The sequence below is a fragment of the Solibacillus isronensis genome (genome assembly GCF_900168685.1).
In the GTDB taxonomy this organism is placed as follows: Bacteria; Bacillota; Bacilli; order Bacillales_A; family Planococcaceae; genus Solibacillus; species Solibacillus isronensis_A.
Genome location: NZ_FVZN01000014.1, coordinates 535435 through 555767, shown reverse-complemented (window position 1 = coordinate 555767; position 20333 = coordinate 535435). Strand labels below are relative to the sequence as shown.

At 40.3% G+C, this 20333-nt stretch carries 21 protein-coding genes; all 21 read right to left on the bottom strand.

Features of this window, described 5'->3' with window-relative positions; translation table 11 throughout:
* Positions 1–41: 41 nt before the first annotated feature.
* The 21 genes from dprA to B5473_RS11220 all read right to left on the bottom strand — a co-directional run bounded on the left by dprA (position 42) and on the right by B5473_RS11220 (position 20238).
* On the bottom strand, positions 42–935 hold the full coding sequence (gene dprA, locus B5473_RS11320) for a DNA-processing protein DprA (protein ID WP_079525183.1): 894 nt from the start codon (positions 933–935) through the stop codon (positions 42–44).
* A 175-nt stretch (positions 936–1110) separates the two neighbouring features.
* Complete coding sequence (gene sucD / locus B5473_RS11315) at positions 1111–2013, bottom strand: succinate--CoA ligase subunit alpha (protein ID WP_079525181.1); 903 nt, start codon at positions 2011–2013, stop codon at positions 1111–1113.
* Positions 2010–3191 (bottom strand): ADP-forming succinate--CoA ligase subunit beta, encoded by a 1182-nt coding sequence (gene sucC, locus B5473_RS11310; RefSeq protein WP_079525179.1) that lies wholly within the window; start codon positions 3189–3191, stop codon positions 2010–2012. The genes sucD and sucC overlap by 4 nt, the downstream gene beginning before the upstream one ends.
* Before the next feature lie 188 nt (positions 3192–3379).
* Positions 3380–3673 carry an EscU/YscU/HrcU family type III secretion system export apparatus switch protein gene (locus B5473_RS11305; RefSeq protein WP_079525177.1) on the bottom strand — a complete coding sequence of 98 codons (294 nt, stop codon included), beginning with the start codon at positions 3671–3673 and terminating at the stop codon, positions 3380–3382.
* Positions 3670–5592 carry a hypothetical protein gene (locus B5473_RS11300; RefSeq protein WP_079525174.1) on the bottom strand — a complete coding sequence of 641 codons (1923 nt, stop codon included), beginning with the start codon at positions 5590–5592 and terminating at the stop codon, positions 3670–3672. Before B5473_RS11300 ends, B5473_RS11305 begins: the two co-directional genes overlap by 4 nt.
* 4 nt (positions 5593–5596) lie before the next feature.
* The gene (locus B5473_RS11295) at positions 5597–6370 is read right to left on the bottom strand and encodes a ribonuclease HII (protein ID WP_079525172.1); all 774 of its coding nucleotides are present in this window, start codon (positions 6368–6370) and stop codon (positions 5597–5599) included.
* 310 nt (positions 6371–6680) lie between these two features.
* Complete coding sequence (ylqF, locus tag B5473_RS11290; protein WP_079525170.1) at positions 6681–7634, bottom strand: ribosome biogenesis GTPase YlqF; 954 nt, start codon at positions 7632–7634, stop codon at positions 6681–6683.
* Positions 7635–7983: 349 nt separating this feature from the next.
* Positions 7984–8547, bottom strand: a complete 564-nt coding sequence (lepB, locus tag B5473_RS11285; RefSeq protein WP_079525168.1) for a signal peptidase I — start codon at positions 8545–8547, stop codon at positions 7984–7986.
* A gap of 181 nt (positions 8548–8728) precedes the next feature.
* On the bottom strand, positions 8729–9073 hold the full coding sequence (gene rplS, locus B5473_RS11280) for a 50S ribosomal protein L19 (protein ID WP_008403308.1): 345 nt from the start codon (positions 9071–9073) through the stop codon (positions 8729–8731).
* A gap of 131 nt (positions 9074–9204) precedes the next feature.
* The gene (gene trmD / locus B5473_RS11275; RefSeq protein WP_079525166.1) at positions 9205–9933 is read right to left on the bottom strand and encodes a tRNA (guanosine(37)-N1)-methyltransferase TrmD; all 729 of its coding nucleotides are present in this window, start codon (positions 9931–9933) and stop codon (positions 9205–9207) included.
* The gene (gene rimM / locus B5473_RS11270) at positions 9930–10451 is read right to left on the bottom strand and encodes a ribosome maturation factor RimM (protein WP_079525164.1); all 522 of its coding nucleotides are present in this window, start codon (positions 10449–10451) and stop codon (positions 9930–9932) included. The genes trmD and rimM overlap by 4 nt, the downstream gene beginning before the upstream one ends.
* Before the next feature lie 128 nt (positions 10452–10579).
* Positions 10580–10813 (bottom strand): KH domain-containing protein, encoded by a 234-nt coding sequence (locus B5473_RS11265; RefSeq protein WP_008403311.1) that lies wholly within the window; start codon positions 10811–10813, stop codon positions 10580–10582.
* Between the two features lie 27 nt (positions 10814–10840).
* Positions 10841–11113 carry a 30S ribosomal protein S16 gene (gene rpsP, locus B5473_RS11260; RefSeq protein ID WP_008403312.1) on the bottom strand — a complete coding sequence of 91 codons (273 nt, stop codon included), beginning with the start codon at positions 11111–11113 and terminating at the stop codon, positions 10841–10843.
* A gap of 92 nt (positions 11114–11205) precedes the next feature.
* Positions 11206–12564: a signal recognition particle protein gene (ffh, locus tag B5473_RS11255; RefSeq protein ID WP_079525162.1), complete on the bottom strand. Its 1359-nt coding sequence runs from the start codon at positions 12562–12564 to the stop codon at positions 11206–11208.
* 12 nt (positions 12565–12576) lie between these two features.
* The gene (locus B5473_RS11250; RefSeq protein ID WP_079525160.1) at positions 12577–12912 is read right to left on the bottom strand and encodes a putative DNA-binding protein; all 336 of its coding nucleotides are present in this window, start codon (positions 12910–12912) and stop codon (positions 12577–12579) included.
* Between the two features lie 200 nt (positions 12913–13112).
* A complete protein-coding gene (locus tag B5473_RS11245; RefSeq protein ID WP_079525158.1) occupies positions 13113–14606 on the bottom strand; it encodes a UxaA family hydrolase in 1494 nt (497 codons plus the stop codon).
* On the bottom strand, positions 14603–16018 hold the full coding sequence (locus B5473_RS11240; protein WP_079525156.1) for a tagaturonate reductase: 1416 nt from the start codon (positions 16016–16018) through the stop codon (positions 14603–14605). Before B5473_RS11240 ends, B5473_RS11245 begins: the two co-directional genes overlap by 4 nt.
* A gap of 16 nt (positions 16019–16034) precedes the next feature.
* A complete protein-coding gene (gene uxaC / locus B5473_RS11235) occupies positions 16035–17429 on the bottom strand; it encodes a glucuronate isomerase (RefSeq protein ID WP_079525154.1) in 1395 nt (464 codons plus the stop codon).
* A gap of 12 nt (positions 17430–17441) precedes the next feature.
* Entirely contained in the window at positions 17442–18722 is a 1281-nt protein-coding gene (locus tag B5473_RS11230; protein WP_079525152.1) for a TRAP transporter large permease, read from the bottom strand.
* A complete protein-coding gene (locus tag B5473_RS11225) occupies positions 18722–19237 on the bottom strand; it encodes a TRAP transporter small permease (RefSeq protein ID WP_079525149.1) in 516 nt (171 codons plus the stop codon). The genes B5473_RS11230 and B5473_RS11225 overlap by 1 nt, the downstream gene beginning before the upstream one ends.
* Before the next feature lie 20 nt (positions 19238–19257).
* Entirely contained in the window at positions 19258–20238 is a 981-nt protein-coding gene (locus tag B5473_RS11220; RefSeq protein WP_079525147.1) for a TRAP transporter substrate-binding protein, read from the bottom strand.
* Positions 20239–20333 lie beyond the last annotated feature (95 nt).

The following is a 20333-nucleotide window of genomic DNA, read 5'->3' as shown; positions in this document are numbered from 1 at the left end:
TGCAAAATGTATAACAGATTGGCTAATATTGCAACTTTTTTTCAACGTGATTTTGAAAACAATCGGATTTCCTCTAAGATTTGAAAGCCATCCCACACTGGAATTGCCCCTTCTTTTATTAATTTATTTGTCCCTCGTGACTGCTCGCTAAAAATATTTCCCGGCACCGCAAAAACATCTTTTCCTTGTTCAAGAGCAAGCTCTGTTGTTATTAGTGTTCCGCTTTTCAGTGCGGCTTCCGTAACGACCAGCGCTTCGCTCAATCCGCTAATAATACGGTTTCGTGCAGGAAAATGCCATTTTTGCACACCGACATAAGGAGGATATTCTGTTACAAGTAGATGCTCACATGCCATAAATGCATTCAGCTCTTTATTTTGAGGCGGATAACTATGGAAAAAGCCATGGCCTAAAACACCTATTGTCTTCCCACCATATCGGATTGTTGCTTCATGTGCAAGTCGGTCTGCCCCTTTTGCAAGACCGCTAACTATGACATATTGCTCACGAATTAACGGAGGCAAAATGAAATTCAATACATCTTCACTATAGCTTGTCGCTGCCCTTGAACCAATGACCGCAATCACTTTCGGTCTGTTCAGTAATTGAATATCACCTTTTGCATATATGACAGCAGGTGCATCGTACAGCTGTTTTAAGCGTTCCGGATATAAAGGATTCGTATAGGGAATTGCCGTTATATTATGTTGGCCATAATAAATTGCCATCGATCTTGGTATGAGCTCTTTATAATGTTTTATAAGCTGTGAGGCTTTTTCTTCTTTTATATTTAGCTGGACCGCTAAAAATTTTGGCGAAATATGCAATATTTCGTCGAAATCATCTGTAATTTTCAATAAATTCAGGACTTTATTCCAGGAGAGAGGAAGAATATAATGCAGTTTCAATAATTGCTCATTTATTGGGTTGGTCATTTCAACACTCCTTTTTAATAGAAGAAATTCAGATGACCGCAGTTTTAAAGTGTGAGGTAAGCATTGTGCAAAACATAGTGTTGCCAATGAATTCGGGATCATAACCCGTTCACGGAACCTCGTATATGGAAACATACGAAAAAGATGTAGCGAGGCGACCGCTACATCTTTCATTTTAATGTGTTTTACAAGCTTCGTACAAGCCTTTTTCTTTGATTACTTTAATCAGTGTTTCACCGATTACAGAAGGCGTCGGAGCTACTTCAATACCCGCTGCATTCATTGCTTTGATTTTCTCTGCAGCTGTTCCTTTACCGCCGGAAATAATGGCACCTGCGTGACCCATACGCTTTCCTGGAGGAGCTGTTTGGCCACCGATAAAGCCTACTACCGGTTTGTTCATGTTTTCCTGGATCCATTCAGCAGCTTCTTCTTCCGCTGTACCACCGATTTCACCAATCATGACTACTGCATAAGTTTCAGGATCTTCGTTGAATGCTTTTAAGCAGTCGATGAAGTTTGTCCCATTAACTGGGTCGCCCCCGATTCCAACAGCTGTAGTTTGACCGATTCCTGCTTGAGACAGCTGGTGTACCGCTTCATAAGTTAATGTACCAGAACGTGAAACTACGCCTACATGTCCTTTTGTATGAATGTAGCCTGGCATGATACCGATTTTACACTCATCAGCAGTAATAACACCTGGACAGTTTGGACCAACTAAACGTGTTTTCTTGCCTTCCATATAGCGCTTTACTTTAACCATATCAAGTACCGGAATATGTTCTGTAATACAAATCGTCATATCCAGATCCGCATCAACTGCTTCAATAATAGCATCAGCTGCAAATGGTGCCGGTACGTAAATAACCGATACATTTGCACCTGTCGCATCGACTGCTTCTTGTACCGTATTAAATACAGGAACACCTTCGATTTCAAGGCCACCTTTACCTGGTGTTACCCCTGCAACGATTTTTGTTCCGTATTCAAGCATTTGTTTTGTATGGAAAAGGGCTGTTTCCCCAGTAATCCCTTGTACGATTACTTTTGTCTCTTGATTAATGAACACACTCATGCCTTTACCCCGCCTTCAGCTTCAACTAATTTCACGATTTTTTGTGCGCCGTCCGCCATTGAGTCAGCTGCCACAATGTTTAAACCAGATTCATTTAACAATTTTTTACCTAGCTCTACGTTAGTCCCTTCTAAACGTACTACTAATGGAACTTCTAAACCGACTTCTTTTGCAGCCGTAATAACACCGCTCGCAATGATGTCGCACTTCATGATTCCACCAAAAATGTTTACGAAAATTCCTTTTACATTTTTGTCTGATAAAATAATTTTAAAAGCTTCTGTTACTTTTTCAGCTGTTGCACCGCCCCCAACGTCAAGGAAGTTTGCGGGTGATCCGCCGTAGTAACTAATCGTATCCATCGTCGCCATGGCAAGACCTGCACCATTTACCATACAGCCGATATTGCCGTCTAACGAAATATAACTTAAATCATATTTAGATGCTTCAATTTCTTTTGGATCTTCTTCATCGAAATCGCGTAACTCTACGATATCTTTGTGACGATATAAAGCGTTTGCATCAAAGTTGAATTTTGCATCAAGCGCCACTACCTGGTCATCACCAGTTACAACTAATGGGTTGATTTCTACTGTCGATGCATCTTTATCGATAAATGCTTTATAAATACCAAGCATTAACCCTACTGCTTTATTTACTAGTTTAGCGGGGATATTCATATTGAATGCCATACGACGCGCCTGGAAAGCATTTAAACCTGTAACAGGGTCAATTACTTCTTTGAAGATTTTTTCCGGATTAGTCTCGGCTACCTCTTCGATATCCATACCGCCTTCTTCAGAACCCATCATTACTACTCTAGAAGTTGCACGGTCTAATACTAAACTTAAGTAATACTCTTTTTTAATGTCCGAACCTTCTTCTATATAAAGACGCTTTACTTCTTTACCGTCTGGACCTGTTTGGTGAGTTACTAAAATTTTGCCTAATAATTCTTTAGAGAAAGAGCGAACTTCATCCAGGTTTTTAGCGATTTTAACGCCTCCCGCTTTACCGCGGCCCCCTGCATGAATTTGTGCTTTTACTACAGTTACGTTTGCACCTAGCTCTTTTGCTGCTTTTACTGCTTCGTCTGGTGAAAAAGCGACACTTCCTCTTGGAACCGCTACACCGTATTGTCTTAATATCTCTTTCCCTTGATACTCATGGATATTCATGATACATCCTCCCATCGGACATTTGGAAATTATTCTACTAACATAATCTATTTTATACAATTATTCAGACAATGTCTATATTTGTCACACAAGCATTTTTTAGTTTACTTTATGTCAAAATATTCTTTGTATAGATATTTTCTAATTTTCCGAAAGATATACTCCGCATAAAGTTATAAAAATACATATTATTTATTTTTAAAAGTTAACTTCTGCTTTTCGTCCAAATGATATATAAAAGCAAAAACTTCGGCAACTGCCTGGTAAAGTTCTTCAGGGATCGAGGTGTTCAAATCAAGCTGGCCCAACAGCTCAACCAAGTTCGGGTCTTCATAAACAGGTACTTCATGCATTGCTGCTTTTTCCAATATATTTTCCGCAATTTTCCCTTTTCCTTTTGCGACGATTGTCGGACCACTGCTTTTTTGCGGATCATAGGAAAGGGCGATCGCTTCTTTTCGGATAAATTTTTTTTCGGTCATACGCGGATATCTACCCCTCCTTGCTCGTCTTCTTGCTTATTTGACAGTTTTGTGACAGTTTTTCCTGTTTGTTCTCCAAAAGGTTTGATAAACAGTCCGGATAATGCATAGTCTTTTTCCAGCAATCCTGCCTTTAATGTTCCTTTTAGTGAAGTCGCCAATGAATCTAAATTCGGCATATCATTATAAATATTAATTGTGACAACACGGTTTTGTACTTGCATATCGATTACAGTCTGCTGCAATGTTTCCATATTTAAATAGAATAGAATACGGGCAAAATTGGCATCAATTTTACCATCTTCTTTCATACGACCATTCCATTGCAATGTCGCATCCATTTTCTTGCCGAAGAAATCCAACGGCACTTGCATGACAAGCTGATGCTGATGTCCGTTTTCCCCTGAATTGAGCTGCATTCCATTTAGTCTGGCCATCACCATTTCAGCGGCATCTTTTATTGCAATAGGTGTTTGGACATCTTGAAGAAGCGCTAATAGTTGCGGCTTCATTTGCTGGGCAATTGCCTGTATATCGCCTGCCTTATTTGCCAGCGCCGCTTCATAGCTGACCCCAAGCCCTTTTAAGACAGTTTTTATCGCCTGTTCCATTGCACGACTATCAACCGCAGCTTGTACTTGACCTTCTGCTTGAGTGAAGGCACTTTGCATCACCGGCTGCGGACTATCAGCCGTCACTTTCACTAAATTGCGCAACAGCTGATCGGCAATCGGTAAATTCACATCCGGCTTCAGTAACGTAAGCAATTGATCCTTCGCGGACAGTCCTTGATCATTTTGCATAAACAATCGCGTTGTCACATTTTCACTGTATGCGTTTGTCAGCTGCTGCCGCAGTTGATTTACCAATGCTTCCACAGCTGGCTTTGAAGCCGGGAGCTGTTCAAAACGCGACAGTAATTGTTGTAGTTGCTGCTTCTGTGCTGAAGATAATAAGCTTTCATTATTAATCCATGCTTTTACTTGCTCTATCGTCGGTTTTATTTGTTCAGGGCTCGTTTGCCCAATCTGCTGCAGCATTTGCCCCGTCTCTTTTAATAGCGGTGTTGCAGCAGCCTGTACTGGATTCATCGTCTGTTGGTTTCCTTGATGATTTACCGTTTGCCAGTTTTGTAATGTTGCATTTTGCGGTAAAATTCCCGCTTCTTTAAATAACGTCAGCGATTGAAGTTTCGATGCAATCGGTGAATTATTATCCAGTAAATTTTGGGTCGCTCTTGCAAGGAGTATACCTCCTGTTTCATTGTTCAACGGCTTAGCCAGCAGGTCAATTTGCTGTAAGAGCGATGATTTGATCGCTTCATTTCCTCCAGCCTGAGTTGCCAAAAGCTGGGCTAAATTTGCTAAATTTGCCGACATGCCATCTGTTTTGATTCCTTGAGTCAATGCTTGAAATACGGTGTTTGTAAAAGGCATTTTCAGCTCCACCATACGCTGCAGTGCGTGAAGTGCATTATTCTTATCTACTCCTGCGGGCAAGTTTTTCATCCAGCTTTCCGCGGCAATGAGTTGTTCTTTCGCAAGGGGTAACTGAGCTTTCATAAAATGCGAGAGTACTTGCTGCATTTCATTCGATTTCGGCAAATTCATTGTTTCAAGCAGCTGGGACATTTGCTGGCCGGCTGTCATTGATTGTGACATCGGTCCGGTTACGACTTTTAATTCTGTTTGCGGATTTGTCGCTGTCACCTGAAAAAAGTGAGCATCGCCTAGCTTTAAAGGTACTTCCAGCTTTGCCATGAGCTTTTGATTGCCCACTTGGACTTCTGCCATCTGATTTGGGTAGAGCTGCTTGATCGTTCCGTGAAATACTTGATCCTGCCTTAACGATAATGGCTGATTTGCTGTTACTTGCTGCGAAGTATTAGTTTGGATTGCATTAAACGATGAGAAGTTCATGCCGTTACTCCCTTCTTTGAAGCATTGATTTAATAGGTTCAAATGTTTTTCGATGATGTTCTGTCGGTCCATATTGGGCGATTGCTTCCAAGTGCTGCTTTGTTCCGTATCCGGCATGCTGCGCAAAACCGTATTGCGGATATTCACAATCCAGCTTTTCCATATAGTCATCACGTGCTGTTTTCGCTAAAATGGACGCTGCTGCGATTGCCAGGCTGCGTGCATCCCCCTTTATGATGGATGCTTGCGGAATCGAAGTCGAAAGTGTCATCGCATCGGCCAATATGAAGTTCGGTGCTACTTCAAGTATTTCGATACTTTTCAACATCGACTGGCGTGTTGCTTCATATATGTTGAGGCGGTCAATTTCTTCGGCACTTTGAAAATGAACAGAATAATATAATGCATGTTTTTTAATTCGTTCAGCAAACTGATTGCGTTTTTTTTTTGATAATTGTTTGGAATCGTTTACGCCAAGCAGTTCCTGGCAATGATTCGGCAGTATAACGGCCGCGGTTACGACAGGTCCTGCGAGTGGTCCGCGGCCTGCTTCGTCTGTGCCTGCGATATAGGCATTTTCATATGGTAAATAGCTTGCGTCAAATTGCAGTTTTTCATTATGCGCTTGTTGGAGTGCCTCTATCTTTTCCAGACGCTTTTGAAATTGCATCCATGCTTTTTGGACGCCTGCCCGTTCATCCTTTACTATATAATCCATCCAAGGCTCGATTTGTGCTGCTGTTTTTAATGCTTCTGTAATCTCTTTAATTGTTTTCATATAAAGTCCTCAAATCTATTACTTCCGTTTTCTTAATATAGAGTTGATTTCCATTCCGGGGTGGACGCTTTCCGCGGGCACGGCTCGAGCCTGTAGTCTCTCCCTCGGTGCTCCTGTCGCTTCGCTTTCGTCGCAAAATAAATTTTGCTGTTCCCGCAGGAGTCGCCACCCCTCCATTCCAATCAACTTGGCTTTTTATCTAACTTTACTTTCTCTCAATCTTACTGTTATATCGTCTACTTTTCTTATTATAAAAGAAAAAACCTTTCTCAAATAAATGAAAAAGGTTTTGCCTGTCTGTTATTCCACTTTATTCGTTGCTTTCTTGCTTTTTCTGGCGATTTAGCGCGGCAGTTTTTTTCCGGCGCTCTTCGTTTTCCAGTGCAATCGCTTCTTCCAATTGCTCTTTTTCAAGTTGCTCGGAAACAAAGTCAAATGTGAGTTTCCCAAGATTCTGTTCACGAATGTCGCGCACAACTAATACGGACACTTGATCATAGTCAATTTCTCCACCTTGTCCAAATACACGGCGCAACTTTCCAATTGCATCAAATGTTTCGACAAGTTCTTCGGATACGGATGAAATTTTATAGCGTTCTTCCATGCGTGTTGGATAGTGCTTTTCTAAAAAACGTAAGCCGTATACAGCCAAGTCTTCCATATTCGTAATTGTATCTTTAATCGCACCAGTTAAAGCAAGCTTATAGCCGACTTCCTGATCTTCAAATTTCGGCCATAAAATACCCGGCGTATCGAGAAGTTCAATTTCCTTACCGACTTTAATCCATTGCTGTGCTTTCGTAACACCTGGCATATTTCCTGTTTTCGCAAGGTTTTTCTTCGCTAAACGGTTGATTAAAGTTGATTTTCCGACGTTCGGAATACCTACGATCATCGCACGGATAGCGCGCGGTTTCATTCCTTTTGATTTCATGCGCTCCCATTTATCCGCTAAAATCTCCTGAGCAGCCTTTGTGACCGCCTGCAAGCCTTTACCTTCCAATGAGTTGATCGCTACTGCTTTAAAGCCTCTGTCGGCGAAATATTGAATCCAGCGGCGTGTTTCCTGCTCATCGGCCATATCTTGTTTATTTAAAATAAGCAGGCGCGGTTTTTGATGGATGACTTCATCGATCATCGGATTACGTGAAGATAATGGTAAACGTGCATCGACTAGCTCAAAAACGATATCGACAAGCTTTAGACTTTCCGATACTTGACGGCGCGCCTTTGCCATATGTCCTGGAAACCATTGAATTGTCATAATGTATAACCTCCTGTAAATTACGTACTTCTATTCTCAACAAAAAAATGAGGAGTTTAAACTGCCCCCTCATTTTAGACAATATTTAATATTTATTGCGATAAAGATCCATCATCAAATATGAGGTTGATTTCCATTACGGGTCGGACGCTTTCCGCGGGCAAGAATTAGAGTCAAACTTGTTTGTCTCTAATTCTTTGCGCCGAGGATGGCTGCAATTTATTGCGGCCACCGCAGAAGCAACGACTTGATAAATGAGAAGGCGAAATCAACTCGCCTCCCCTACATTCCAATCCACTGTTATGACATTTAAATATGTCATCCTCATCTATTGATATAACGATAAATATTACTTAACGATCTCAATTTCGTTTAACGGCCAGAAAATGATGTTCGTATTGCCGATAATTTCTTTCTGGTCGACGATTCCAATATGGCGGCTGTCTTTACTGAAGCGACGGTTATCACCCATTACGAATACGTAGCCTTCAGGAATTACGTCCAGCGACGGATCGATATCTTTCAGCGAGAAGTCGCCTGTTAAGTTGCCTTCGCTAATTTCAGCTTTATATGCGTCCAAATACGGTTCGTCGATCGGTTCACCATTAATATATAATTGGTCATCCTTATATTCTACAAAGTCCCCTGGAAGACCAATGACACGTTTAATATAGTCCTTTTGTTCAGGTGCGTGGAATACGACGATGTCAAAACGGTCGGGTTCGCCGATTTTATAGCTGAATTTGTTGACGATCATGCGATCACCATTTTCAAGGGTAGGCATCATTGAATCCCCGTCTACTACAATCGGTGTAAATAAAAAGTAACGAATAAATGCGGCAATCGCAAACGCAATCAGTAGAGCTTTCGTCCATTCCCAAAGCTCATTTTTTTCTTTTTCAGTTTTTTCCACGTAGCTATCCCCCTTGCTCATCACATTTATTGTATACGAAATATGTATATCAAGCAAAAATCTAATCTAAATTATTACATCATATTATCTATAGTTTATTGTCAAAATCAAATGTTAATACACATTTTTTTCTTAAAGAAAGAAAGGGACTTGTATATACAAGCCCCCTTCTAAAAAGTTCTTATCGAATTTCTTTAATACGAGCAGCTTTACCACGTAAGTTACGTAGGTAGTAAAGTTTAGCACGACGTACTTTACCTTTACGTACTACTTCTAACTTAGCGATTTTTGGAGTGTGTACTGGGAAAGTACGCTCTACACCAACACCGTAAGAAATTTTACGTACTGTGAAAGTTTCGCTAATTCCGCCACCACGACGTTTAATAACTACACCTTCGAATAATTGGATACGCTCACGAGTACCCTCAACGATTTTAACGTGTACCTTAACTGTGTCACCTGGTTTGAATGTAGGTAAGTCTGAACGTAATTGATCTTTAGTGATCTCTGTAATAATGTTTGACATTGTTTTCTCTCCTTAGACAGATGCTCATGCACGCTAATTTAAGCCACAGCGGAACACCGTAATTCAGTGCTTACATTGAAGCACAAAATGAATCTTACCATAATTATTTTAGGCTTGCAAGTAGTTTTGCTTTACATTTCATTCTTAATTTTTTCGATTATTTTCATTTGCTTGTCCGTTAATTCAAGTGCTTCCAATAAATCCGGTCTGCGCTCTAGCGTACGCTTGAATGACTGCTCCTCACGCCACGCATCGATTTTCGCGTGATTACCTGATAATAGTATATCCGGCACTTTCATCCCTCTAAAATCAGCTGGACGCGTATAATGAGGATGCTCTAATAATCCTGTAGAAAATGAATCCTGAATATGTGAATCTTCCTGCCCAAGTACCCCCGGCAACAAACGTACAACCGCGTCGATTACCGTCATCGCAGGCAGCTCGCCGCCCGTTAAAACAAAGTCGCCGATTGAAATCTCATCTGTTACTAGATGCTCCCGAATCCGTTCATCATATCCTTCATAATGTCCGCAAAGGAATACTAAATCTTCTTCCTTTGCAAGCTCCTCTGCCTTCTTCTGCGTAAAGCGCTCGCCTTGCGGGCACATAAGAATAACACGTGGCTTGCGGCCTTCTGTAATGGCTTCCACCGCATTGAACATTGGTTCCGGCTTTAATACCATTCCCGCTCCGCCTCCATATGGGTAATCGTCCACTTGTTTGTGCTTGTTTTCACTGTACTCCCGGATATCGGTTACCGCCAGCTCAACAGCACCTTTTTCCTGAGCTTTTTTTAAAATTGATGACCCAAACACACCTGTGAACATATCGGGAAATAAACTTAATACGTGAATCTTCATTCCAACAAACCTTCCATTACGTGAATAACGATTTTCTTCTCATCGACATCAATATCTTTTACGATATCCTCAATGTATGGAATGTAATGCTTCTTACCATTTTGCGCTTTAATTTCCCATACATCGTTTGCGCCTGTTTCTAAAATATCGGTAACAACCCCGATCAATTCGCCCTCTTCTGAAAACACTTCACAATCTTTAATTTCAAAGTGATAGTATTCATTATCTTCAAGCTCATCTTCCGCTAATTGATCCATCGACACTTTTAATAGACCTTCTTTAAATGGTTCCACTAAATTAATGTTTTCCATTCCTTCAAATGTCACCAATATAAAGTTTTTATGGCGTCTAGAAGAACTGATCGTTACCCAAGTCGGTTTTTTATCATCTTTTTTGAACGCCGCTAGTTTCGAACCTACCGCAAAACGTTCTTCTTCAAAGTCCGTTGTCGATAAAATTCGCAGCTCTCCACGAATACCATGTGTATTTACAATACGTCCTACATTAAACCATTCCATGTATATTCCACCTCTAATATCCCGTTGATTTCCATTCCAATCAACTAGTTGTTTTATTTAATAAAATACCGCTGATTGAATTATCATAACAAAAAAAGAAGGGTTAGCAAAATGCCACCCTTCTTTTACTAATCCAATATATCGACATACGTCTTTTTCTTCTGGTGGCCGCCCGCTGCTGAGTACACAATCGTACGAATTGCCTTCGCAACACGTCCTTGCTTGCCTATTACTTTCCCTCGATCCTCTGGATGAACAAAAAGCTTATAAACAACTCGATTTGAAGTTTCGTCCGTCTCAATACGAACGTCTTCCGGATAATCGACTAACGGTTTCACAATTGCTTCAATCAGCTGCTGCATAATGCCACCTCCGAATTAATCATTGAATTATTTGCTGTATTTAGCGTTATGGAATTTTTCCATGATACCTTGTTCTGAGAACAGGTTACGTACAGTATCAGATGGTTTTGCACCATCAGTTAACCATTTAAGAGCTTTCTCTTCATCGATTTGTACTGTAGCTGGAACTGTAAGTGGGTTGTAAGTACCTACTGTTTCGATTTGACGGCCATCACGTGGTGAACGAGCGTCTGCAACTACGATACGATAGAAAGGAGATTTTTTAGCTCCCATACGTTTTAAGCGAATTTTAACTGCCATTTTAATAGCACCTCCGAATAAGTTTCACACAAGATATTATATTAGCAATGTCTTGATGGTTTGTAAAGTGTTTTTTCTTAACACCTTATTTTTTATTTAAATAATGAATCAAAACCAGGCATTTTCATCTTCTTTTTACCTTTACCTTGAGCCATACCTGTCATCTGTTTCATCATTTTTTTCATTTCTTCAAACTGCTTCAATAAGCGGTTTACTTCCTGAATTGACGTCCCTGAACCTGTAGCGATACGCTTTTTGCGGCTCGCCGAAATGATTTCCGGGTTCGTCTTTTCATTTGGTGTCATCGAATAGATAATCGCTTCGATGCGTCCCATCTGCTTTTCATCGACTTTGACATTGTCAAGGCCCTTCATTTTGTTTGCACCTGGAATCATTTTCAATAATTCATCAAGTGGTCCCATTTTCTTCACGGCTTGAAGTTGTTCGATAAAGTCATCAAACGTAAAGCTCTGTGTCATGAACTTTTCTTCCAGCTCTTTCGCCTTTTCCATATCAACGTTGGCCTGTGCTTTTTCGATCAGTGACAGTACATCACCCATCCCTAAAATACGTGAAGCCATACGCTCTGGATGGAATGGTTCCAGCGCATCCATCTTTTCGCCCATACCGACAAATTTAATCGGTTTCTCTGTAACGGAGCGAATCGACAGTGCCGCACCACCACGAGTATCACCGTCTAATTTTGTTAAGACAACGCCCGTAATGCCGACTGTTTCGTTAAAGCTTTGTGCAACATTTACAGCATCTTGACCTGTCATTGCATCAACAACTAAAAATACTTCGTCAGGCTCTTTTAAACCGCGAATATCTTTCAGTTCCTGCATCAGCTCTTCATCAATATGAAGACGACCGGCTGTATCGATTAATACAACGTCCAAATGCTCTTCTTTTGCATGCTCGATTGCCTGACGTGCAATTTCAACAGGTGAAACGTCCGTACCTACCGAGAATACTGGCAGAGATAACTGTTTCCCTAATGTCTGCAATTGCTGAACAGCGGCTGGACGGTAAATATCTGCTGCTACTAGTAATGGTTTTTTATTATATTTTTTACGTAATACATTCGCCAACTTACCTGTAGTCGTCGTTTTACCTGCACCTTGTAAACCAACCATCATAATGACAGTCGGAGGACGGTTGCTGAATTTAATCGGGCTTTGTTCGCCACCCATTAAGTTCTTCAATTCATCCTGTACAATTTTAATGACTTGCTGACCAGGTGTTAATGATTTCATGACGTCGACACCGACTGCACGCTCACTAACTTTTTTAACGAATTCTTTTACTACCTTTAAGTTTACGTCCGCTTCGATTAAGGCAAATCGGACTTCACGCATCATTTCTTTAACGTCTTGTTCCGTAACTTTCCCTTTACCTTTAATCTTTTGGATCGTACCTTGGAGTCGCTCTGCTAAACCTTCAAAAGCCAACTCGTTCGCCCCCTAATCCGATTCCTTCAGTTGTTCAACCAATGCCAGTTTCGCTTCAGTCGTAGAAGCCTCATCCTCAATCGCATCCGCCAATTGTTTTAACACTATTTGACGTTGTTGAAACTTTTCGAATAAATTTAGTTTTTCTTCATATTCTTCAAGCATCGCCTCAGTACGGCGAATATTATCGTAAACAGCCTGGCGTGAAATATTATAACTTTCGGCAATTTCTCCTAATGAGTGATCGTCCAAGTAATACAGTTCCATATAGCTGCGCTGTTTATCAGTTAATAACGCTTGATAAAAGTCGAAGAGAAAGTTCATGCGTGTTGTTTTTTCAAGTAGCATTTTTATCTCTCCAATCATAATTTGTCTATCTTATCATAATCTTGTGGGCAGTTACTGTCAAGGCGATTCCCTTGTCCGTATGGATAACCTTTTTCTTTCTATTAATAAACGATTTTAAAAAATGACGACACGCCCTCATGAAAAAGGGAGTATCGCCATTTCTTATATAATAGGAAGATTACTATAAAGCGAAGATATTTTTACAACGTTACACCTGTTTTAAAAATAGCCATTTCTTTAAAGTTCATACGTTCATGATTTAATTGCTCGCCACTTGCAACAGCAATAATGTATTGAATAAATTCTTCCAGTACCGCATCTTCATCAACGTCATCTTCTAGTATTTGCCCTGCATTAAAATCAATCCAATGCTTTTTCTGTTCATAAATCGCACTGTTTGTGGAAATTTTCATAGTAGGTACGAATGATCCGAATGGCGTACCACGACCTGTCGTAAACAGCACTAATTGACAGCCGGCAGATGCAAGTGCTGTACATGCTACAAGATCATTACCCGGCGCACTTAATAAATTCAACCCGCGTTTTTTTAAGCGTTCTCCGTATTTCAACACGTCGACAATCTCAGCACTGCCCGCTTTTTGTGTACAACCTAACGACTTGTCTTCCAGCGTTGTAATCCCGCCTGCTTTATTGCCTGGTGAAGGATTTTCATAAATCGGCTGATTGTAGTCGATAAAGTATTGTTTAAAGTCATTAATAAGCGAAACAATTTTTTCAAATGTTTCCTCATCTTGTGCACGGTTCATTAAAATCGTTTCCGCTCCGAACATTTCCGGAACTTCCGTCAGCACCGTTGTGCCGCCCTGTGATACTAAAAAATCGGAGAAACGGCCTAGAAGCGGATTCGCCGTGATGCCCGATAAGCCGTCTGAACCGCCACATTTTAGTCCGATACGCAATTCACTAATCGGAATATCTTCTCGGCGGTCATTGCGTACTGCTTCATGAAGTTCCACGAGTGCTTCCACACTTGCTTCGACTTCATCATCAACTTGCTGCGACACGACAAATTTTACACGTGAAGTATTGTAATCACCAAGCTCCTGCTTCATCTCTTCAATTGTATTATTCTCGCACCCAAGTCCTAATACAAGCACCGCTGCAGCATTCGGATGATTAATTGCATCAAGTAAAATAGTACGTGTATTTTCATGGTCGTCGCCTAATTGTGAACAGCCAAAATTATGCTTTAATACGAGTGTCGATTCAAAAGGCGCAATACTTCCTACGCGTTGCTCAAACTCCCGAATAATCATATCCGCAATACCATTCACACATCCGACTGAAGGAATGATCCACAGTTCATTCCGTATACCGACTTCACCATTGCTGCGTCGGTACCCTTTAAATGTTAAGTTGCGCTGCGGGTAGTTTAATGTAATATCTTTCTTGTCGTAATTGTAGTTAATGATGTCCTGCAAATTTGTTTTCACATTATGCGTGTGGATAACCGTACCTTTTGCAATATCTTCAATAGCATGTCCAATCGGATAGCCGTATTTTATAATATGTTCCCCTTTTTGAATGTTACGTGTGGCAATTTTATGGCCTCTAGCAACTTCCTGGTCCAGATTAATCTGCTCTTGGCCGATGGAAAACGGCTCTCCCGCTTCAAACGCACGTAAAGCGACCGCAACATTATCAGATGGATGAATTACAATCGTTTCTTTCATAATTCCATTACCTCCTCTTCCAATTCCGCAATAAACTGTGCTGTCTGTTGTTCTTTAAATGCCGCAATTGCATGACGGACAAATTGTTCAAGTTGTGGAATCGTTGTTAAATCAATTCCCCAAAGATTTTCATTACTCAATATAGACTCTAGTGTCTTTGCCGTAATTTGCTCAATCGCCTCCGGAGCATCTTGCGGAGAAAATACTGCCGGTGTTTGATATAGGTAAATCCAGGCAGCCAATGCTGTTGTTAAATGTTTTGGAAGTGTTTCATATTGCTTATAATACGCCAGTAATGATGGGATATTTCTAGTTTTAAACTTGGCGATCGCATTGAGTGCAATACTTTTTACGTAATGTGCAATAAACGGATTTTCAAAACGCTCTAAAACCGCCTGTTGATATGTGATTAATTGTTCTTTGTCACCATTAATGGTAGGAATCACTTCTTTTACAAGCAAACGTTGAACAAACGGTCTTAACGTTTGGTGTTTCATCACTTGCCCGACTGTATCTATATTCAACAAAATAGCAAGCGGTGTTAACGCGGAGTGCGCACCATTGAGCATTTTCACTTTACGCTCCCGGTAATAACTCAAGTCTTCTACAAGCTTTACTTCAAATTTATTATTAACTAACGGGAAAGAATGCAATGCTTCCTCATTTTCTATTACCCAAATATAATACGGTTCTGCCGAGACAAGTAATTTGTCATCATACCCAAGCTTCAACGTTAATTCTTCATGCTGGCTTTTCGGAAAGCCCGGTACGATGCGATCAACAAGGGTGTTGCAAAACGTATTGGCACTTGTTATCCAATCGATGAAGTTCTGCCCCAAGTTCCATGCATTTGCATAGCTTACAATTCCATTTTTTAAAGTGGTACCGTTCTGTTCAATTAATTCACACGGCAGGAAAATAAGACCTTTTGAAGGATCCCCGCCAAATGTTTCATAGCGTTTCCATAAAAAATGAGTCACATTCGCCACAAAATTAGTTGATGGCTGTTGATCAAATGGGAGCTCTTCATAAACAATCCCCGCTTCAGTTGTATTGGATACAACATATTGGAGGTCTTCCGAAACTGCAAGCTTCATATATTCTACATATTGCTTTTGCAGTGAAATACTGCGTGTTACACTTTCAATCACTTGTTCATAGTTGACTTGCTTACCATTTTGAATCCCTTGCGTAACAAGTGTGTACAGGCCGTCTTGCGCATTGATCACTTCTGACGTACTTCCTGATGTTGACTGGACAATAACAATTCCTAAATCCTGTTGCTGCTGTAAATTCGCTTCATGTATGAGCCAATCAACAAAAGCACGGAGAAAATTCCCCGTGCCGAATTGGACAATACGCTCTACGACAGCTGTTTTTCGAGTATACACTTCGTTTGATAACTGTTGCATGCTTCATCCACCCCATTTAAAAGTTAAAGTAATTTTTTGCATTGTAATAGCAAATATCCTGTACAACTGTTCCAAGAAGCTCATAATCCTCAGGGAATTCTCCATTTTCAACCCACTCACCAATAAGATCACATACTAAACGTCTAAAATATTCGTGGCGTGTATAAGACAGGAAACTGCGTGAATCCGTCAGCATACCGATAAAGCGGCTTAATACCCCGATGCTCGCAAGTGCTTTCATCTGATCAAGCATTCCTTCTTTTTGGTCATTAAACCACCAAGCTGTACCGAATTGAATTTTCCCCGGCACTTTTTCCTGGAAGCTTCCGATTATACTGGCAATAACGTAATAGTCTTTCGGATTTAATGAATAAATAATCGTTTTCGGCAATGCATCTTCAAGTGCAAGCGCATCCAGTAAACGTGTTAGCGGTACTGCGATTGGACCATCATTAATGCTGTCATAGCCTGTATCCGGTCCTAATTCATTAAATTGACGTGTATTGTTGTTTCGGTGTGCGGAAATATGATACTGCATTGCCCAATTATATGAAGCGTATTGCTTCCCTAAAAAGATAAGCAATGCTGTTTTGTATTTCGCTTCATCTTCCAGCGAAACTTGTCCACCCGCAAGTCCCTTTTCAAAAATAGCACTCACTTCTTGTTCAGTCGCTTCTGCGTAATAAATCGTATCCAATGCATGATCTGATACTTTACCGCCGACTTCATCAAAAAACTGAATACGTTTTGCAAGAGCTTCTTTCAATTGTTCATAAGACTCAATTGTTTCACCGACTACTTCCGATAATGACCCAATCCAGGCCGCGAATGTCGGCTTATTGATTTCCAATGCTTTATCCGGTCTAAAACTTGGCAGTACTTTCACGTTAAACTGCTCATCTTTTTGAAGCGCAATATGATATTCTAGCGAGTCAATCGGATCATCTGTTGTACAGATTACTTCCACTTTTGAATCTAAAATTAACTGACGTGCTGTTTTTTGAGGTAGCTGTTTATTTACATTATCCCAAATAGCGCGTGCTGTTTTTTCATTTAATAAAGTTTCTTCATTAAAAAATCGGCGCAGTTCTAAATGTGTCCACTGATATAAAGGGTTTCCAATCGTATACGGAACTGTTTTTGCCCATGCTTCGAAGCGCTCATAATCATCGGCATCACCCGTTACAAGATGCTCCGGAACTCCATTTGCCCGCATCGCACGCCATTTATAATGGTCACCGTACAACCAAGCCTCTGTTATATTTTTGAATTGCTTATCCTCATAAATTTCCTGAGGACTTAAATGACAGTGGTAATCGATAATTGGTAAATCTTTTGCATAGTCGAAATACAGCTTCTCAGCTACTTTATTATTCAATAAAAATGAATCACCCAAAAATGTTTTTGTCATATTCTAGTCCCCTTACTTCAATAGTAGTTCCGGAAGTTTTAACGTAATGTCTGGAACAAACGTTATTAATAGTAGTATAACAATCATTGCACCATAAAACGGAAGCATTCCCTTTGTCGCTTTTTCGATCGGTATTTTTCCGATGGCACATCCGACAAACAGACATGTACCAACTGGCGGAGTTACAAGACCAACCGCCAAGTTCAGAATTAATACAACCCCGAATTGAACCGGATCCATACCCGCTTCGATTGCTACCGGCAATAAAATTGGTGTCGCAATTAAAATTAATGGCGCCATGTCCATGAACATCCCTAATACAAGTAAAACAACATTAATGATCAGCAATGTCACAAAATCATTCGGTGAGATAGCCAATAATGTGTCCGTTACCTTTGAAGGTACCTTTAAGAATGCAAGCAGCCAGCCGAATGCTGAAGAAGCTGCAATTAAAAACAGTACCATTGATAATGTTTTTACAGTACGTTTCAGAATGTTCCCCATCGCCGAAATCGGTACATCTTTATAAACGAAAAATGAAATGATAAACGCATATAATGCACCGATAGCAGCAGATTCAGTCGCTGTAAAAATACCGGATAAAATTCCCCCGATAATAATGATTGCTGTAAACAATCCTAATAAACCTTCACGTACTATTTTCGGAACTTCTTCACGTTTAATTGGTTCGCCTTTAGGATAATTACGCTTTACCGCAATCGCGTAAGCAAAGATCATTAAAATTAAGCCTAAAGCAATACCCGGAACAATTCCTCCCATAAATAAAGCACCGACCGATACACCACCGGCTGCAGTAGAATAAATAATCATATTATGACTTGGTGGAATTAAAACGCCTTGTGCAGCACTTGAAATAGTAACCGCAACAGAATATTCCGCATCATATTTTTGCTTTTTCATCATCGGGATTAATACAGAACCAATTGATGAAACGTCCGCTACAGCAGAACCCGAAATACCGCCAAAAAATGTTGAAGATAAAACGTTTACCATCGCCAAGCCGCCTCGCACTTTTCCGACAATAACGTTTGCCAAATTAATTAAACGGCGTGAAATACCGCCTTCATTCATAATTTCCCCTGCTAAAATGAAAAACGGAATCGCAATAAGTGAAAAACTGTTCAATCCGCTTACCATTCGCTGTACAATTGCCGCTAAATCAATCCCTAAATAAATTGTAGTAATAAATGACGAAGCCGCCAGACATAGTGCAACCGGTACACGTAAAAGTAATAACACTACAAATACTGCAAGTAATATCGCAATCCCCATTATTTAGCCGCCTCCATCGCTTCTTTGGCATCATCATCAAAATCCTCATGAATCGCATCTTTAAAGAACATTTCAATCCCGTAAATGAATGTTAAAATACCACTGACAGGAATCGCCCCGTATAGAAAACTTTGCGGTAACCCTGTACCAGCCATTAGCGATCCGTGCATTAAAAATGTAAAACGGAAGCCGTAATAGATAAAAATGATACTCATGGCAACGACTAACACTTTAGTGATCAGATCAATTTTCTTTTGAATACTCTTTGGCATCAAGCCTACAAAAACCCCTACCCCAATATGTAAGTTGTCTCTAAATCCAATCGCAATTCCAATAAAGGCAATCCAAATTAATAAAAGCAATGCTAATTCTTCCGTCCATCTCGGTGTGAAGTCTAAAAAGTTACGTGTGAATATTTGATAGATGATGATCAGTGTCATCGCAATGATCATTGTACCTAGCAGATAATTCAGGCTGCGGTCTAAAACACTTTTTGCTTTTTTTATAGTAGCCACTCGTTCGCCCTCCCCTTTGTTTACTTAACCAATGATTGAATCTTCTCTAAATTCTCTTTAAATTGTTCCCCGTATTTTGTGTAAATTGGTTCAACTGCTTCTTGCCAAGGCGTCACATCATCGATGACTGTAACTGTATTACCGGCATTTTGCGCTTCAAGTAAAGATTTTTCTTCCAGTTCTGCCCACGCTTCTCGTTGCACGACTTGTGATTCCAGCGCCGCTTCCTTAAAGATTTCCTTATCTTCCTCGGATAACGTATCCCAGAATGCTTTCGAAGCTGTCAAAACTTCCGGTACGCCAGAATGTCCGTCCATCGTTACATATTTAGCCACTTCGAAATGGTTCGTCGTGTAATAACTCGGGAAGTTGTTTTCAGCTCCATCAATTACACCTGTTTGAATAGCCGAATATACCTCACCATAGGACATTGCTGTGGCAGAAGCACCTAATGCTTCAACCATGTCAATATTTAAACTTGATTGCTGTACTCTTATTTTTAGCCCTTCTAAATCTTCCGGTGTTTTTACCTCGCGAACCGCATTATAGAAGTGACGGTTGCCTGAATCGTAAAAAGCCAAACCTTGTAAATTCGATTCGCTTAATCCATTTAATAATGTCTCGCCGATTTCACCATTCAATACTTCCCACTTATGTTCATCATCTGTAAATAAGTATGGTAACGATAAAACACCTAATGAGTCCGAGAATTCCATTAAAGGACTGCCATTAATCCGTGCCAGTTCAATTGCCCCTACCTGCATTAATTCGATGGCACTCTTTTCGTCACCAAGCTGACCTCCTGTGTAAACTTCCACTTTGTAACGTCCATCTGTTTTTTCTTCTATCAATCTCGCAAATTCATAATCGCCGACTGAAGTAGGATAATCATCTACCTGGTTCTCGGCTAAAATGATTGTTTGAGCTTCATCGGAAGAATTACAAGCAGTTAAAAATATTGTTAATGCAAGTAATAGCATTAAAACCCCTTTTGTTTTCATCATTTCTCCCCCTTGTATGCGGTTACATTTAGCTAAAACGATTTAGTAAAACGTTTTATTAAAAAATAATAAATTATCTTTAAAACATTTGCAAG